Below are 16,344 nucleotides of genomic sequence, written 5' to 3'. Positions count from 1 at the left end.
ACGTCGGCCACTTCGGCTCCTTGACCGGATGGCACTTCACCCAGGACAGGTATATCGCCATGAATTTCGCCTCGCTGCCCGACCGCCGCGCCGAACTCGACCCGGACGGACATGCGGTCTCCGACGGGCGTCAGTCGCTGACCAACACTCAGTTCCTGGACCGTGTCCGAGGGGCAGCACGCCACCTCCAGGACCTTGGGATCGGGTCCGGTGACGTCGTGGCCCTCAATCTGACGAACCGCGTCGAGTTCGTGATCCTGATGTTCGCGTCCTGGCGGCTCGGCGCCACGGTCACGCCGGTCAATCCGAAGCTGAACGACGCCGAGGTCGGGCGACAGTTGAAGGACTCCGGCGCACGCCTAATCGTGGTCGAGGACGGTACGACTGCTGTGGGCGGCATCACCACGCTCGCCGTTGCCGACCTGCACGAAGAGAGCGCGAAGAGGGACCGCGCGGTAGATCAGGACCCCTCCGCACTGGCCTTGCTCATCTACACCAGCGGCACCACCGGTGTTCCGAAGGGCGTGATGCTCGACCACGCCAACATCGACGCCATGACCGACATGGCCCGCGAAGCGCTCGAGCTGGGGCAGGCCGACCGGAGCCTGCTGATCCTGCCGCTCTTCCACGTCAACGGCGTCGTGGTCGGCGTGCTCACGCCGCTGCTTGCGGGCGCCGGCGTGGTCATCGCGGACCGTTTCGACCCCCACAGTTTCTTCGATGTCGTCGAGCGCGAGCGCCCCACCTTCTTCAGCGCCGTTCCCACCATCTACAACATGCTCGCGGCCCTGCCGGACGCCGTGCGGCCCGACACCTCGTCCCTGCGGTTCGGTATCTGTGGCTCGGCACCCGCCCCGGCTGAACTGCTGATTCGGTTCGAGGCCCGGTACGGGTTCCCGCTCATAGAGGGATACGGGCTGTCCGAGACCACCTGTGCCTGCACCGTCAACCCCCTCGCCGGCCCCCGACGGGCGGGGACGGTGGGGCTTCCCTTCCCGGGGCAGGAGATTCGCGTCGTCGACGAGAGCGGCGCCGCGTGCGGACCGGGAAAGAACGGTGAGATCCTCGTCAGGGGCGCCAACATCATGCGCGGCTATCTGGGGCGTCCGGACGAAACAGCCCGGACCGTCGTCGACGGTTGGCTGCACACCGGTGATGTCGGCCACCTCGACGCCGACGGGTATCTGACCCTGGTCGGGCGGTCGAAGGACATCATCATCCGCGGCGGGGAGAACATCTACCCCAAGGAGATCGAGGACGTCCTGGCCGGCGATCCGTCCGTCCTCGAGGTGGCCGTGATCGGTGTACCCGACGAGAAGTGGGGAGAGGTCGTCGTCGCCTACGTGCAGCCGCGACCCGGTCGGACGGTCGATCCGGCAGGGCTGGAGGCGCTCTGTGCGCGCAGTCTCAGCGGCTACAAGCGGCCGATCTCCTATTTCGTCGAGGAGGCCATCCCCAAGAACGCGGTCGGCAAGATCGACAAGATCGCGGTGCGGGCGGCCCACGCCGCGGCGGCAGCCGGCGCCTGACGCGCTCGGCGCGGGTCACACTCACCGGTGCTCTGTGCCGCCGACGGCGCGCAGGAGGAAGGGCAACAGGCGGTCGGCCGTCTCCGCTGCGGACGCCGCGTCCACCTCGTCCGGCATCAGCGGGGTGAGGAAGAACCTGCTCATCATGGGGCCGATCACCAGGTCGCCGAGGAGGTCGACGTTGTCGACCGGTGATATGTCACCCCGGGCGACCGCGCGGTGCACGATCTCCACCGCGAGTTGGCGCCCGGGCGTCACGAAGCTGCTGGTGAGCGCCTCGGCCAGCGGCAGGTTGTGCGCGGCCTCGGCGATCAGGGACCGCAGCACCCCTCCCTCCTTGCCGGTCATGGAGGCGGCCTTGTCGCGGAGCAGGGCGCGAAGGTCCCCTTCGAGGGTGCCGGTGTCAGTGGCCGCCGTGAGTTCCTGGGCGTAGGTCGCGGCGGCGGCGACGACCAGGAGCTCCTTGGAGGGCCAGCGGCGGTAGAGGGTGGCGGTGGACACTCCGGCGCGGGCGGCCACGGCTGCGGTGGTGAGCCCGCCGTAGCCGCTTTCGCTCAGGACGGCCAGCGTCGCGTCCAGCAGCGCACGGTCCCGGGTGGCGTCGCGAGGGCGCCCCCGGCGCGCAGGCGCCCCGGTCATTGGCCTGCTCCCGCGGTCCTGCGGGAGGCGTCGGCGCCGACGCGCCGGAAGACGTGGTCGGGCAGCTGCTCGACGGGTTCGGAATGCGTGGGAGAGGTCACACGCCAAAGCTTACACTTAAAAAACGAAGCGGCTTCGTTTCGTATATGCTCGTCCACATGAGCCAAGACACCTACGTGAACGTCGTCCCCACGGCAGCTCACGCGACGGAAACCGTGACCCGGCTGCGTGCCACCTTCCAGACCGGTCACACCAAGCCCCTGGCCTGGCGGAAGCAGCAGCTGCGAGCGCTGCGCACTCTGCTGACCGAGCATCAGGAGGTCTTCGAGCAGGCGCTGCACACCGACCTCGGCAAGAGCGCGACCGAGTCGTACGTCATGGAGATCGGCTTCCTCGTCGCGGAGATCGACCACACCCTGCGCCACCTCGACCGGTGGCTGCGCCCGAGCAGGGTCTCCGTGCCGCTGTCACTCATGCCGGCCCGCGCCTCGACGGTACGCGAGCCGCTGGGCACGGTACTGATCATCGCTCCCTGGAACTATCCGCTCAACCTGGCCCTGGCCCCTCTGATCGGTGCGCTGGCTGCCGGGAACTGCGTCGTCCTCAAGCCCAGCGAGGTCGCCCCGGCGACCTCGGCCGTGCTCGCCCACTGGCTGCCCCGGGTCCTGGACCCGCAGGCCGTGGCCGTCGTCGAGGGAGGCGTGCCGGAGACGACCGCCCTGCTGGATCAGCGCTTCGACCACATCTTCTACACCGGCAACGGCACGGTCGGGCGCATCGTCATGGCTGCCGCGGCCCGCCACCTCACCCCGGTCACCCTGGAACTGGGCGGCAAGAGCCCGGCCCTGGTCGAACCCGGCGCGGACCTCGCGACGGCCGCCCGCCGCATCGCCTGGGGCAAGTTCATGAACGCGGGCCAGACCTGTGTCGCACCCGACTACGTACTCGCCATAGGCGAAGCGGGCACCGAGATGGAGGCGCACCTGACCGATGCGATCCGCGAGATGTACGGCCCCGACCCGGCCCGCAGCAACGACTACGGCCGCATCATCAACGAACGCCACTTCGACCGGGTGGCCGGCCTCCTGAAGGACGGCCGAACCGTCGTCGGCGGCGACCACGACCGCGACGCCCGCTACATCGCCCCGACCGTCCTGGCCGACGTCGACCCCGACTCGGCAGTGATGCGCGAGGAGATCTTCGGTCCCATCCTGCCCATCGTCCGGGTCCCCGACCTGGACGCCGCGATCGCCTTCATCACCGGGCGCGACAAGCCGCTGGCCCTGTACGCCTTCACCGCGTCCAAGAGCTCCAAGCGGCGCCTGATCGCGGAGACCTCCTCCGGCGGTCTGGCCTTCGGTGTTCCGACCGCCCAGCTCGCCGTGCCGGGACTGCCCTTCGGGGGGGTCGGCGAGAGCGGTATGGGCCGCTACCACGGCTCGCACTCCCTGGACACCTTCAGTCACACCAAGTCGGTGCTGGACAAGCCGCTGCAGCCCGACACGCTGCGCGTGACCTATCCGCCCTACACCCGCCGCAAGGACCGCGTACTGCGACGGATCATGTGAGCCGGGCGGGCATCGAGTCGCGATGCCGTCCAAGACTGCACGAGGCCCTGAGCCTCACATCCACCACGTAAACGAAACCACCGACCGGCCGACACCGCGGACACGGCGGGTCCAGCTCTCGCGGGAGCGGGCCCGAGGACCGGCGAAAGGATTACCAATGCGACCTGACCGTGCGGAAGCCTTCCGTCTGGAGCGCGCCGAGTGGCTGCGCTTCGCCGGCGAACTGGACGAGAAGGAATGGAGGGCGGCGAGCACGGCGGCCGGGTGGAGCGTGCAGGATGTGGTGGCGCACGTCGCCGCAACGTGCCGCTCGTTCTTCACGCCCTCCGTTGTGACCATGATGCGTATGAGGGACCTCGAGCGAACCAACGACCTGTTCGTCGACCAGCGCCGCGGCCAGCCCGTTTCACGGACGCTCGCCGAGTACGAACGCTGGAGCCGGATGATCGGCGTGGCCGCCCGGCTGCCCCTCGACTGGATGCGTATGCCGATGGCCGAGCTCGGCTGGTACCCGGGCGGGGTGATGATCGCCGGCGCGATGACGTTCGACCATCACACCCACCTGCGCCACGACATCGCTCCCGCGCTGGGACGGCCGGTTCCGGGCACCGACGTGAACCGGATGGCCGTGGTGCTGGAGTGGATGTTCGCTGTCCTGAGGAACCAGCTGAAGTCGGCGCGGCCGGAGTGGTTCGACCGTCCCGTCACGATCGAGCTGGAGGGGCCGGGCGGGGGCGTCTGGACCGTGGGCCCGGGCGCCGTGGTGAAGGCCGGACCGTCGGACAAGCCGACCGCCACGATCACCGGACGGGCCGTCGATTTCCCGGAATGGTCCACCCACCGCGCCGACTGGCGCCATCGGGACCTGCGGATTTCCGGCGACTCCGACTACGCCGCCCGGTTCCTGGACTTCGTGAGGGTGGTGTGAGCGGCTGCCCCTGACCCGGCAGTTGATCAGGCTCGGGAGCCGACCCATGGTCGGGGAGCCTCCCGAGAGACCGAGTGAGGATCTGGATCCGCGATGACGCTACTCCAGCCCTTCTCTCCGTAGTTCTTTGCAGAAACTGGAGTTTGTCATGGATGGGTTTCATCCTTTCCGCGTGTTGCGGGCCCGAGGCCTGTGGATCGTCAACGGCGCCATCGCGGGCACCTTGGCCCTGCTGTTCGCGGTTCTCTATATCGGCGCCAACGTCGATCCGGTGGCCCACCTGCACAAGCTGCCCGTAGGCCTCGTCAACGCCGACAAGGGGACGACCGTCGACGGGAGACAGGTCAACCTGGGGGCGCAGGCAACCCGGTCGATCACGACCTCCACCGCCGGCGGAGACAAGATCGAGTGGAAGGTGATGGACGAGAAGGAGATGAAGGAGGAACTCGGCCAGGGCAAGCTCTTCGGCGCGCTCGTCGTGCCCGATGGCTTCACCTCCGCCACCACCGCCCTGACCGGCACCGCGGCCACCGGGACCCCGGTGCGTCCGACGCTGACGGTGCTGACCAACCAGTCCGCCGGCAGCCTGGGCTCCGGTCTGGCGCGGACCGCGACGACCCAGGCAGCCGAGAGTGTCTCCCTCCGCATAGGCAAGGAACTGACCGCACAGAGCGGGACCGCAGAGGCGAAGCTGCCCGCCGCGGCGCGCGTCCTGCTCGCCGACCCGGCCGCCGTCACAGTGAAGGACGGGCATCCGCTCGACTCGCACAGCGGCCTGGGCCTGACGGCGTTCTACTACGCGCTCACCCTCGTGGTCTGCGGCATGCTCTCCGCCAACGTGATCAGCGGCCAGGTGGACCATGCCCTCGGGTACACCCACAACGACATGGGTCCGCTGCGCCTGCACCGCCCGCTGATCCGGGCCACCCGGGTACAGACCCTCGCCATCGCCAGTACCCTCATGGCGGCGCTGTCCCTGCTGATGGGCACCCTGGTCATGGTCGGCGCGGTCGGCATCATGGGCATGGACGCCTCGCATCTGCCGCTGCTGTGGCTGTATTCGGTGGCCGCCATCGCCGTCGCCGGGATCGGCGCGCTCACCCTCCTCGCCGTCTTCGGAACACCCGGCATGCTGCTTGTCACGCTGATCTACATCGCTATGGCCGTGCCGACGGCCGGTGCCACCACGCCGATCGAGGCGCTGCCCAGCTTCTACCGCTTCCTCGCGGAGTTCGAGCCGCTGCGACAGATCACCGGTGGCGTCCGCTCGATCCTCTACTACGGCGCACAAGGCGACGCGGGCCTGACCCGGGGCTGGGTCATGATGGCCGTCGGTCTCGCAGCGGCCGCATTGTTCGGGTTCGGCGTGACCGGTTGGTACGACCGTAAGGGGCTGCACCGTATCCCCGTCGGCGAAGACAAATCGACACGGGTAGCGGTCCCGGCGGCGTAACCGAACATCGGACGGGCAAGCGCCGGCTCCCGTTCTCGGGCGTGGTCGCGCGGCGGTCGGGCGTCGACTCAGGCGGTATGGATGACCTGTTCGGCCCATATGGTCTTGCCTGCGCGCGTATGGCGAGTGCCCCACCGCTCGGTGAGCTGGGCGACCAGGAGCAGGCCGCGGCCGCCTTCGTCGCTCAGCCGGGCCCGGCGCAGGTGAGGGCTGGTGCTGCTGCAGTCGGAGACCTCGCAGGTGAGTGTCTGGTCCTTGATCAGTCGCAGTCGGATCGGGCCGGTGCCGTAGCGGATGGCGTTCGTGACCAACTCGCTGACGACGAGTTCTGTGATGAACGAGGCCTCCTCGAGCCCCCATTCGGTGAGGCGGTCGCAGGTCCGTTTGCGTGCCTCGGACACGATCGCAGGATCACTGGGCAGCTCCCAGGAAGCCAGGCTCTCCGGGCGGAGGGTCCGGGTTCGGATCAGCAGCAGGGCGACGTCGTCGCCGTCGGCCGCGCGGTGTTGGCTGTCCAGGACCGTGTCACAGAGGGCTTCGAGCGAGGGCTGTGGCCGGGCGAGTGCCTGGCACAGTCTGCGGTTGCCTTCGTCCAGGTCGTGACGGCGACTTTCGATGAGGCCGTCGGTGAACAGAGCCAGGAGGCTTCCCTCGGGCACCGTGAACTCCGCCGATTCGAAGGGCAGGCTCCCTAGTCCGAGGGGAGGGCCGGCGGGCAGGTCGACGACGCGGGCCGTTCCGTCCGATCCCACGAGGATCGGGGCCGGGTGGCCGGCGCGGGCCAGCGAGCAGGTGCCGGAGACGGGGTCGTAGACGGCGTACAGGCAGGTGGCTCCGATGTCTCCCGGGATCTCCGACTCCGAGGGGTCGGAGGCGTCATCGATGTCTCCCGGGGGCCCGGAGTGGGTCACGATGTCGTCGAGGTGGGTGAGGAGCTCGTCAGGTGCCAGGTCGATGTCGGCGAGGGTGCGCACCGCTGTGCGCAGGCGGCCCATGGTGGCTGAGGCGCTGATGCCATGGCCCACGACGTCGCCGACGACGAGGCCGACTCGTGCGCCGGGGAGTGGGATCACGTCGAACCAGTCGCCGCCCACCCCGGCACTGCCGCCCGCAGGAACATAGCGGGACGCTGTCTCGACGGCAGGGTGGAGAGTCGGCCCCCGGGGCAGCAGGGACCGCTGGAGGGCCAGCGCGATGCCGCGCTCATGGGTGAACCGACGGGCGTTGTCCAGGCAGACGGCGACCCTGGCCACCAGGTCCTCGATGACGGTCAGGTCATCGGGGCCGAAGGGATCCAGGGAGCCCGAGTCTCTGAGGAAGAGGGCGGCCCCTAGGATCACGCCCTGAGCCCGGATGGGCACTGCGAGGACGGAGTGTGTCCCGAAGGCGCGGGCATACGCCGCAGGGGCGGGGTCCTCGGCAAGCCACCGAACGATGTCGGGGTCCTTGGCGCCGCCAAGGACCGGACGGCCGTTGGCCTGGCAGCGGCCGATGGGGGACGACTGCGGATGAGTGTGGATCGCGCCGACGCCGAGCACCGTATTGGGCGGGAGCGGACAGGTGCCCCCCTGCGCCGCCCGTCGCAGCGAGACGGGTCCCGTGTGGGGGCCGGGACCGGGCAGCGCACCACGGAAGACGTCGTCCAGCAGATCGACGCTGACGAAGTCGGCGAAGCGGGACACCGTCACCGTCAGGTCGACGAGTTCCTGGCTCGTGCCCGTCACGTCCAGGCTCGCGCCGATGCGCGTCCGGGCCTCGCTCAACAAGGCCATGCGCTCGCGGCTGTGGTGCTGCTCGGAGTAGTCGCTCGCCACCAGGCCCACGGCGTGCACCCTGCCGTTCGCGTCCTTGAGAGGGAAGACGTCCACGGCCCAGGCGTGTGCTCTGGGTTCACGCGGGAACGCGTCGAAGAGCTCGGTGTACTCCGGCTCCCCGGTCTCACCGACCCGGAGGATCCGCCGCTCCGCCTCCTCGAACCCCGCACCTCGGAGGAACTCGGTGGGACGCCGACCGCGGACTTCGCTCTGAACGAAGCCGACCGCCCGCCGGGTGGCCTCGTTCGCCCACAGCAGTCGCGCCTCACGGTCGTAGATCGAGAGGGATGGGGACTGCTGCTCCAGCATCCACCACATGAGGTCCTGCAGCTTCCCCGTCCCCGGTGACGGCACGGTTGTCACGAGGAAGTGCTGTTGCTGTGTCGTGCTGAGCAGTGGGCTCAGATGGGCCCTCGCATCCAGCAGGCTGCCGTCGCGATGCCGGAACGTCGCGCCGTCGTCGGAGAAGAGGTCGTCCAAGGGTCGGCCGATGATCTCCGCAGGGGTGTACCCCAGAAGCTCCTGGGCCTCGCGACTCCAGTAGGCCACACACGCGTTCCCGTCCGTCACGGCTATCGTGACGGACTCGTCGACGTGGGCCCCATCCCGCTGACGTGCGCGTCGGTCGACTGGTCCGCTGGTGCGATGCATGGCACACCTCGCCCTCCTGCCTTGTGCCGAGGCACTGTCCACGATCGTCCCAGAAACGGCCGAGAGCAAGACGAGACGGGCGCCTGGCGTACACCCGCCGGGGTGCGGTTCAGCCCTGCAGTCCTACGCCGCGCCGCAGCGTGTCGACGATGCGTGTGGCAAGTACGTCCGCGTTCTTTCGAACCTGGTCCGGGTCCAGGTCCGCGCCGCTCCCGTGCAGGGCCTCGTCGACGAGGGCGTAGTAGACCCGCCGTGCCCAGACAAAGTCCGCGTCCGGGGCGAGGAGTCCCTCGCGCTGCGCTCGGGCAAGGAACTCGAGGGCGCCGTCGTTGATCTCGGACCAGATCATTGCGGTGAGCGGGGTGCCGGCCAGGGGGTGGCCGAGGGCGAATCGCCAGACGCTCTTGATCCGCAGTGTGTTCGCGGTGACGCGGTGCAGCGCTACGAGCGGAGGAGCGGTATCCAGGTGGGCGTCCTCGATGGCCTCCATGAGCTGGCGCTTCGCCGAGACGGCGAGTGCTTCGATGAGAGCCTGACGGCTTGTGAACCGCCGGTGCACGGTCGTTCTCGCCACGCCCGCTGCCTCGGCGATCTGCTCCATGGATGCGCCGGGGTCCTCGGCGAGCACCCGCTCGGCCGCCTCCAGAATCGCGCGCACACTGCGCGCGGCATCGGCACGCAGTGGCCGACCCATAGCTGCTCCCTATCGTTGTCTGCTCCTGATACACCGAGGCCGTGCTCGTGTCCTGCAGGCGTTACTTCATTATTGCATCAATAAAGTTGCATGTATGTATAAAATTGCGACATAATTGATGCAGTTCAATGGTTGAATCGGATCTCTGCTGTTCTAGTAACTGCTCTAAGGGCGGCTCGCTGACGGGTCCTCGGCCCGCGGGGCGGTGTCCGTCTGGTCCTGTCGTATGTCCCGGACACCCTGAAGAACGAGTACGCGGGTGAACCGGAGGAATGACAGGTGGAGATAGAGCTGCGGATCAACGGGTCGGCCCGAAGACTGGACGTCGCGCCGCGGGTGAGCCTGCTCGACGCGCTGCGTGAGTACCTGGGCCTGACCGGCACCAAGAAGGGCTGCCACCAGGGTGCTGGTGGACGGCGGATCAATCCGTGCTTGGCGCTGGCGGTGCAGTACGAGGGCCGTGAGATCACGACGATCGAGGGGGTCGATCACCCGTTGCAGGCGGCGTTCGTGCGCACGGACGGGTTCCAGTGCGGGTATTGCACGCCGGGTCAGATCTGCTTGGCGATCGGGATGCTCGCCGAGCACAAGGAGGGCGCGCCCAGCGCGGCGACCGAGCATCTGCCGACAGTGGCGGGGAGTTGGACGAGCGCTGTTCCTCGTAGGGACACCAGGCCACCAACAGGCACGTCATCCGGGGTATGTGCTCACGGAAGCCAGCAGTGGTCTGTGGTCGATGGCAGCATCGAAGACCGCTGGCCTCGGCCACTATCTACGTCATTTGACCTGTTCACCCTCTGGTCGAAGCGCCACGTCGGATAAGTCATTGTTCGCGTTCCCGCCGTGTGCGCACCCGCCTAGCGTGGGGACCGCCCCCACGGGTCCGAGCAGCTTCTCCCCTATGAGCTCCGGGTCCGTGGGGTGCACCAGGGGGCATGGGGTCAAGTCATCGCCCTGGTATGTGTCGCTGCCGCACCTTCTTGTCGCCCCTCCCTCACCTTTTGAGCCACAGGAGCCCTTGATGAGCGTCACCGCCTCTCCACCGACTGACGGCCCGCTGCTCGTGGTCAGCGCTCGCGCCGGCGATCTCGTATGGAGGGCCGGTGGCGCCTTGGCCCTGGCAGCCGAGCGTGGTCGGCGCGCCAAGGTACTGTGCCTGAGCGTCGGAGAGCGCGGCGAGTCCGCGAAGGCCTGGCGGGACGGACTCGACCTCGACGAGATCAAGGCCCTGCGCCGGGCCGAGGCCACGAGTGCCGCGGCCGCGCTGGGCGCGGAGATCGAGTTCCTCGATGCCGGGGACTATCCGCTGCTCGAATCGCAGGAGTTGGTCGACCGTATCGTTCGCGTGTTCCGGGAAGTCAGCCCGGCGGCGGTGCTCACCCACACCCTCGTCGACCCGTACAACGGTGATCATCCGGCCGCAGCCCGCATGGCGCTGCAGGCTCGTGTGCTGGCGCAGGCGGTCGGCCATGACGCTCCCGGAGAACCGCTGGGCGCGCCGCCCGTGTTCTTCTTCGAGCCGCACCAGCCGGAACAGTGCGGCTTCAAACCCGACGTCCTGCTCGACATCACGGCGGTCTTCGCTCGGAAGCGCAGGCAATGGAGTGCCTGGCCGCGCAGCAGCACATGTGGGACTACTACACCGACCTGGCGAAGCGCCGTGGTGTCCAGCTCAAGCGGAACGCGGGCGCCAATCCAGGCCTTCCGCACACGACCATGGGCGAGGCGTATGTCCGGCTGTACCCGCAGACGACCAGCGTCCTGGCCTAGCGATGTCCTCCGCCGCGGCAGGTGCGACGAGCAAGATGACAGCTGCTGCCCCCACAGGCGCCGAAGACCCGACCGAGGCGCCCATGGCTGCCGAGCACGACGGTGTTCTCGTCGTGCTGTCAAGGTCGGTCGTCGCCGACGACATCGTGGCGCTGGAGTTGGGATCGGCCTCCGGGAGACCGTTGCCGCCCTGGGAGCCCGGGGCACACGTCGATGTCCTCCTGCCCAACGGCATGGTGCGGTCGTATGCGCTGTGCGGCTCGTCGGAAGAGACGTGGAGCTGGCGGATCGCGGTGCTGCGAGAATCTTTCGGGCGAGGTGGATCGAAGTGGGTCCACGAGCACGCCCGTGTGGGACTTGAGCTGCGCTTCCGTGGTCCGCACAACGGCTTCCGCCTGCGGTCCGCGCGGCGCTATCTGTTCGTCGGCGGCGGAATCGGCATCGCTCCGCTCCTTCCGATGCTGGCCCACGTCGACGCCAAGGGGGCGGATTGGGCCCTCCTTTACACCGGCAGGAACCGGTCGGCCATGGCATTTCTGCCCGAGCTGCTCTGCTATCGGGAGCGCGTAGTCGTCTGGTCCCAGGACCGCTATGGGCCGCCCGGCCTCGCCGGCTTTCTGGGCGATCCGGCCCCCTCGGCCCTGGTCTATTGCAGTGGTCCCGAGAGCCTGACGGCCGCAGTGCGAGAGAACTGCGTGCCATGGCCGTCCGATGCGCTGAGCGTGGAGCGGTTCACCGTTCTGCCCTCAGGGGCCTGCAGCGATGTGGTGGAGGGCGACCCGTGATCGGCTCGCTTGCCGCGTGATCAGACTTCAGGACACGCGGGTTCCACCGCAGGAGGGCTGATGCGCCGGACGGGTCGCTGATCTTGGTAGCCGCTGCCCGTAGGTGTTCGAGGACCGTGCTCAAGACGGGGTCGCTGTCGGATCCGGTGCGTACGGCCGCGAAGACATGTCGAGTGGGCGGTGGTCCCGCCGGTGTACGCAGGACCAGGCCGGGGCGGTGGAGCGGCTGGACCAGACGTGGCACCAGCGCGACGCCCATGCCCGTCTCGACGAGGGCGGCGAGGGACTGCCAGTCGTTGACGGCGTGACGGATGTCGGGGGTGAAACCGTTCGCGGCGCACAGGGACCGGGTGATCGCCCGGTCTCGCAACGGTATGTGCTCCCGCTGCGCACAGGGGTGGGCCTGGGGGAGGGCCAGATCCAGGATGTCGACCAGCAGGTCGGTGCGGTTGTAACGGCGGTCGGTGTGGGGCGGAGCGGCAGCGAAGTCCACAGCCACGGCTATGTCGACCTGCCCGCCGTCGAGACGGGGAACAGGTTTGGCGGTTCGGCTTCGACGACCGCGAAGAGGACCTGCGGGTGGTGCTCGGTCAGGCGTCGCAGCGCATGCGGCAGAAGCCCCGTGATGGCGCTGGAGAAGGCGCCGATGGTCACCGCGCCGCGGCGGCCCTCCTGCCAGGCGGCGAGGTCGGTGCGGGCCCGCTCCCACTGTGCGGCGATCACGTCGGCGTGCGCTTGTCACCGTCTTCGATCGCGCTCATCGTACGGACCGCTCCTGCATGGTGTCGGCAGAAGGGCGTTCACGATGTGCGGTTCCCAGATCTGCATCGTCGGTGGGCTCAGGGCCCTTTGGAGCCTGTACGTATCGACAGCCGACCACTGTCGAAGCTATGGGGTGGTGTGCCCCCGTCGCTATCGGCCGCGTGCCCTGATCTCAGCGGGACGAGTTGTAACCGCTCTCCCGGAGGGCACGACTGTCGCCGCCGTCGACAGGGTGACAGCGGCGACTTCGGGTCCAGGACGCTCAGATTCCGCCCAGATAACTCGCCAGGATCAGGCCGTGGTCCTCCGCGAGTTCCCGAGCGGGCCGTTCGGCGGTGATCTCGCCGTGCGACAACACGTACCCCCGGTCGGCAACCTCCAGAGCCAGCTGGACGTGCTGCTCGACCATGAGGACCCCGCACCCGGTGTCATCGGCGAACTCCCGGATGACGGGGAGCAACTGCTCCACGATCACCGGTGCCAGACCGAGGCTCAGCTCGTCCAGCAGGAGCAGCCGGGGGCGTCGGGCGAGCGCCCGGCCCACAGCCAGCATCTGTTGTTCACCCCCGGACAGCAGTCCCACCCGCTGGTGCTTCAACCGGGACAGGGCCGGGAACCTCTCGTAGACCTCGTCCGCGTCGAGGTGTTCGCCTCGGTAACCGAGCCGGAGATGCTCCGCGACCGTGAGTCCGGCGAACACACCACGCCCTTCTGGGACATGGGCGATCCCACGCTTGGCGCGCGTGCTCGGTGAAGCCTTTCCCAGGAACTCGCCGCCGACTGCGATGCTTCCTGCGAGCGGGCGAATCAGCCCGGAGACGGCTCTGAGCGTCGTGGTCTTCCCGGCGCCGTTGGCCCCGAGCAGGGCGACGACCTCGCCGCGCCCGACCGTGATGTGCACGTTCCTGACAGCCGCCACACCGTCGTATCCGGCGGTGAGACCGTCGATGTGCAGGATGTGGTCGCTCATGATGCCTCCCGCTGTGCCGTGGTGGCCGCACCTCCGAGATAGGCGGCGACGACCTGGGGGTCCTCCCGCACCTGGTCCGGGGGACCGCTGGCGATGACCTTGCCGAAGTCCAGCACCACGACGGTGTCGCAGACATCGAGGATGAGGGCCATGTCGTGGTCGACCAGGAGCATTCCGGTGCCGGCGTCGACGACGGTGCGCAGTCGCCGGCCGAGTCGGAGGCTCTCCTCGCTGTCCAGCCCGGCCGCGGGTTCGTCCAGGCACAGGACGCGGGGCCCACCCGCCAGAGCACGGGCGACTCCGACCAGCTTGCGTTCGCCCTGGGACAGGTCGACGGCCTGGATGTCGGCGTGCCGGTCGAGCCCGACGACGGACAGGGCCTCCTGGACGGCCTTGTCGAGGCCGCCGGGCCTGCGAAAGGTCTCCCGCCAGGTCGCCGCCCACCCCGTCCGCTGGGCGGTGGCCACCGCCACGTTCTCGGCCACGGTGAGGCCGTCGAACAACTCGATGCTCTGCCAGGTCCGGGCGAGTCCGTGCCGAACCCGGTCGTGCGGCCGCAGCCTGCCGAGGTCCGCTCCGGCCAGTTCCACTCGGCCGCCGTGGCGTACGAAGCCGGTCAGGGCGTCGATACAGGTGGTCTTGCCCGCGCCGTTGGGGCCGATCAGACCGACGAGCTGCCCCTCGCCCACCTCCAGGTCCACGCCCGACAGCGCGTGGACGCCTCCGTAGCTGACGCTGAGGCCATGTACCGTCAGCCCGCTCATCCGGTCACCTCCGCAGCCTGCTGAATCTGTCCGTCGGCTTGGTCCGAAGGGCCGCTCTTGTCCGTTGGTGCCGCTCGCCGCAGCCGTTTCTCCCGCTTGCTGCGGTGGCGGGCGCCCGCCACTCCATCCGGGTTCATCACCAGAGTGAGGATCAGGGAGACGCCGGCGAAGAGCAGCGCCCAGGTGCCGCTGATTCCGAACCACTCCTGCAGGGCGTGGGGGATGAGTGCCTCGGTGGACAGCAGACCGGCGAACACCGCGCCCGAGACCATGGTGATCCCGCCGACATACGCGAAGGCGAGCAGTCCGAGCGAGGCGAGCGCGGTGAAGCGGCCGGCGCTCACCGACGAGAAGTTGTACGCGTAGAGGGTGCCTGCGGTGGCTGCGGTGAAGGAGCTGATGCCGAACGCCGCGACCTTCACATTGCGGACGTTGATCCCGGCTGCGGCCGCCGCGCGTTCGTTGGAGCGCACGGCCAGCATCTGGCGGCCGAGTGAGGTGCGGCGCAGGTTGGCCACGTACAGACCGATCGTGACGGTGACGGCCAGCACGAGGAACCCGAACACCGGGCTCGGCTCGGAGCTGTCCAGGCCGCGGAAGGAGGCATCGGTGCCGAGTGAGATGCCGAAGAGTTCCGGAGAGGGAACCTGGACACCGCCCAGGCCGCCGAACGAGGAGTTGGCGAACAGTGCCTGCTCCATGGCCAGCGCGGCGGCCAGGGTGACCACGGCGAGGCTCACCCCTCGCACCCTGAGGGCCGACACCCCGATGGCGACGCCCAGCGCGGTCGCTGCGACCACCGCGATCAGCGGGCTGAACGGGAAGGGGATGTGGGCGTCGGCCGTCAGATGGGACAGCAGGAATCCCGCCGTTCCGGAAAGCGCCAGCTGTACGACTGAGATCTGTTCGACAAAGCCCGTGATGACGACCAGTGACATCACGATCACGGCGCCGATCAGAGAATTGGTCAGGGCCTGCCGGAAGCCGAACGGGAAGACGACCAGCGCGACGACGCACACGCCCGCCGACAACAGCGCCGTACGCCGCAGCCGTTCGGGAACCGGTACCGACGGCAGCCGCTGCTGCGTCTCGTCACCTCGGCCAGGCAGTTCCGCCCCGCGCAGGAACAACGCCACGGTCATGAAGGCGAAGACCAGCAGCTGCTGGACGCCGGGAAGGGCGTTGCCGTCGTCAGTGGGGAACCAGGTCTGGGTCGACAGGTAGGAGAGCACCGACTGGAGCACACCGATCAGCAGACCCGCAGTGCACGCGATGCCCAGCGATGTGAACCGCGCGAACAGCGCCGCCGCGAGGGCCGGTACGACCTGCAATGGCAGGGTCGTCGAGTCGAGTTGCACGATGGGGGCCGCCAGGACACCGATCCCGCCCGCGACGACACTGGCCATGAGTGTGCCCGTCAGGGAGAGTTCTTTCGTGGACAGGCCGGCCAGCAGGGCCGCTTGCTCGTTCTCCGCCGCGGCCCTGCTGGCCAGGCCGAACCGGGTCCATCGGTAGAGCGCGATCAGGATGAGCGTCAGTACGACGACGGCACCGGCCAGGATGAAGCGGTCGACGGGAATGATCGCCCCGAGGACGGTCACGGCCGTGTCGGGCAGCAGGCTCTGCATCTGCCGGGGCTCGGTGCCGAACCCGAGCAGTACGGCGGCCTGCGCCGTCAGCAGCAGCCCCAGCGAGGCCGCGAGCTTGGCCAGGGGCGGGGCGTTCCGCAGCGGCCGGAACGCCAGGTACTCGCTGAGCAGTCCAGTGACCGCAGCGGCTACCAGTGCCCCGGCCAGCGACGCGGCCGGTCCCAGGGAGAGGCCGAAGTGGTCCGACTGCAGGGCCCAGAAGGCGTAGCCCGCGAGCATCGCGACTGCGCCGGTGGCCAGGTTGATGATGCCGGACCCCCGGAAGGTGACCACGATACCGAGGGCCATACCGGCTATCAGGGCGCCCGGCCCGAGACCGAGCAGGGCGAAGAGCAGCAACTGTTCCATGGACTGTGTCCGTTCGCTCG

The 16,344-nt window shown here is 68.8% G+C and carries 12 protein-coding genes and 2 pseudogenes; 7 read left to right on the top strand and 7 right to left on the bottom strand.

The features are described from left to right. The first annotated feature begins 59 nt into the window (after nt 1-59). A complete protein-coding gene (locus PV396_RS35040) occupies nt 60-1,529 on the top strand; it encodes a class I adenylate-forming enzyme family protein (protein WP_319211616.1) in 1,470 nt (489 codons plus the stop codon). 21 nt (nt 1,530-1,550) lie between these two features. Here the strand turns inward: PV396_RS35040 and PV396_RS35035 are convergent, their stop codons facing one another. After that, nucleotides 1,551-2,168, bottom strand: a complete 618-nt coding sequence (locus PV396_RS35035) for a TetR/AcrR family transcriptional regulator (protein WP_319211614.1) — start codon at nt 2,166-2,168, stop codon at nt 1,551-1,553. A gap of 158 nt (nt 2,169-2,326) precedes the next feature. On the opposite strand from PV396_RS35035, the gene PV396_RS35030 reads away from it, so the two are divergent. The 3 genes from PV396_RS35030 to PV396_RS35020 all read left to right on the top strand — a co-directional run bounded on the left by PV396_RS35030 (nt 2,327) and on the right by PV396_RS35020 (nt 6,117). Beyond that, complete coding sequence (locus PV396_RS35030) at nt 2,327-3,736, top strand: aldehyde dehydrogenase family protein (RefSeq protein ID WP_319211613.1); 1,410 nt, start codon at nt 2,327-2,329, stop codon at nt 3,734-3,736. 157 nt (nt 3,737-3,893) lie between these two features. Further along, nucleotides 3,894-4,664, top strand: a complete 771-nt coding sequence (locus tag PV396_RS35025; RefSeq protein WP_319211611.1) for a maleylpyruvate isomerase family mycothiol-dependent enzyme — start codon at nt 3,894-3,896, stop codon at nt 4,662-4,664. A 148-nt stretch (nt 4,665-4,812) separates the two neighbouring features. Continuing rightward, nucleotides 4,813-6,117, top strand: coding sequence for a DUF3533 domain-containing protein (locus tag PV396_RS35020; RefSeq protein ID WP_416071530.1), 1,305 nt, complete (start codon nt 4,813-4,815; stop codon nt 6,115-6,117). Nucleotides 6,118-6,185: 68 nt separating this feature from the next. On the opposite strand, the gene PV396_RS35015 is transcribed toward PV396_RS35020, so the two are convergent. Together PV396_RS35015 and PV396_RS35010 are read right to left on the bottom strand one after the other, a co-directional pair. Beyond that, complete coding sequence (locus tag PV396_RS35015) at nt 6,186-8,582, bottom strand: SpoIIE family protein phosphatase (RefSeq protein WP_319211607.1); 2,397 nt, start codon at nt 8,580-8,582, stop codon at nt 6,186-6,188. Between the two features lie 109 nt (nt 8,583-8,691). Next, nucleotides 8,692-9,276 (bottom strand): helix-turn-helix domain-containing protein, encoded by a 585-nt coding sequence (locus PV396_RS35010; protein ID WP_319211605.1) that lies wholly within the window; start codon nt 9,274-9,276, stop codon nt 8,692-8,694. A gap of 279 nt (nt 9,277-9,555) precedes the next feature. Between PV396_RS35010 and PV396_RS35005 the strand changes: the two genes are divergently transcribed. The 3 genes and pseudogenes from PV396_RS35005 (at nt 9,556) to PV396_RS34995 (ending at nt 11,831) form a co-directional block, all read left to right on the top strand. Then, nucleotides 9,556-10,098 (top strand): (2Fe-2S)-binding protein, encoded by a 543-nt coding sequence (locus PV396_RS35005; protein WP_319211603.1) that lies wholly within the window; start codon nt 9,556-9,558, stop codon nt 10,096-10,098. Nucleotides 10,099-10,297: 199 nt separating this feature from the next. Beyond that, a pseudogene (locus tag PV396_RS35000) lies at nt 10,298-11,046 on the top strand (PIG-L deacetylase family protein). Nucleotides 11,047-11,081: 35 nt separating this feature from the next. Beyond that, nucleotides 11,082-11,831 (top strand): ferredoxin reductase, encoded by a 750-nt coding sequence (locus PV396_RS34995; protein WP_319211602.1) that lies wholly within the window; start codon nt 11,082-11,084, stop codon nt 11,829-11,831. Here the strand turns inward: PV396_RS34995 and PV396_RS34990 are convergent. From PV396_RS34990 to PV396_RS34975, 4 genes and pseudogenes are all read right to left on the bottom strand, one after another. Continuing rightward, a pseudogene (locus PV396_RS34990) lies at nt 11,779-12,485 on the bottom strand (LysR substrate-binding domain-containing protein). The gene PV396_RS34995 and the pseudogene PV396_RS34990 sit on opposite strands and share 53 nt — an antisense overlap. A 370-nt stretch (nt 12,486-12,855) precedes the next feature. Further along, nucleotides 12,856-13,563, bottom strand: a complete 708-nt coding sequence (locus PV396_RS34985) for an ABC transporter ATP-binding protein (RefSeq protein WP_319211600.1) — start codon at nt 13,561-13,563, stop codon at nt 12,856-12,858. Beyond that, on the bottom strand, nt 13,560-14,327 hold the full coding sequence (locus tag PV396_RS34980) for an ABC transporter ATP-binding protein (protein ID WP_319211598.1): 768 nt from the start codon (nt 14,325-14,327) through the stop codon (nt 13,560-13,562). The genes PV396_RS34985 and PV396_RS34980 overlap by 4 nt, the downstream gene beginning before the upstream one ends. Continuing rightward, nucleotides 14,324-16,324, bottom strand: coding sequence for an ABC transporter permease (locus tag PV396_RS34975; RefSeq protein WP_319211596.1), 2,001 nt, complete (start codon nt 16,322-16,324; stop codon nt 14,324-14,326). Before PV396_RS34975 ends, PV396_RS34980 begins: the two co-directional genes overlap by 4 nt. Nucleotides 16,325-16,344: the final 20 nt, after the last annotated feature.

Source organism: Streptomyces sp. ME02-8801-2C (genome assembly GCF_033793965.1).
Classification (GTDB): domain Bacteria; phylum Actinomycetota; class Actinomycetes; order Streptomycetales; family Streptomycetaceae; genus Streptomyces.
The sequence above is the reverse complement of the archived record's forward strand: the minus strand, read 5'-3'. Positions and strand labels throughout refer to the sequence as shown.

Excerpts from the sequence above, each read along its gene's own strand:
- PV396_RS35040 (WP_319211616.1), top strand. The coding sequence starts at position 60 with ATGAATTTCGCCTCGCTGCCCGACCGCCGCGCCGAACTCGACCCGGAC.
- PV396_RS35035 (WP_319211614.1), bottom strand. The coding sequence starts at position 2,168 with ATGACCGGGGCGCCTGCGCGCCGGGGGCGCCCTCGCGACGCCACCCGG.
- PV396_RS35030 (WP_319211613.1), top strand. The coding sequence starts at position 2,327 with ATGAGCCAAGACACCTACGTGAACGTCGTCCCCACGGCAGCTCACGCG.
- PV396_RS35025 (WP_319211611.1), top strand. The coding sequence starts at position 3,894 with ATGCGACCTGACCGTGCGGAAGCCTTCCGTCTGGAGCGCGCCGAGTGG.
- PV396_RS35020 (WP_416071530.1), top strand. The coding sequence starts at position 4,813 with ATGGATGGGTTTCATCCTTTCCGCGTGTTGCGGGCCCGAGGCCTGTGG.
- PV396_RS35015 (WP_319211607.1), bottom strand. The coding sequence starts at position 8,582 with ATGCATCGCACCAGCGGACCAGTCGACCGACGCGCACGTCAGCGGGAT.
- PV396_RS35010 (WP_319211605.1), bottom strand. The coding sequence starts at position 9,276 with ATGGGTCGGCCACTGCGTGCCGATGCCGCGCGCAGTGTGCGCGCGATT.
- PV396_RS34995 (WP_319211602.1), top strand. The coding sequence starts at position 11,082 with ATGACAGCTGCTGCCCCCACAGGCGCCGAAGACCCGACCGAGGCGCCC.
- PV396_RS34985 (WP_319211600.1), bottom strand. The coding sequence starts at position 13,563 with ATGAGCGACCACATCCTGCACATCGACGGTCTCACCGCCGGATACGAC.
- PV396_RS34980 (WP_319211598.1), bottom strand. The coding sequence starts at position 14,327 with ATGAGCGGGCTGACGGTACATGGCCTCAGCGTCAGCTACGGAGGCGTC.
- PV396_RS34975 (WP_319211596.1), bottom strand. The coding sequence starts at position 16,324 with ATGGAACAGTTGCTGCTCTTCGCCCTGCTCGGTCTCGGGCCGGGCGCC.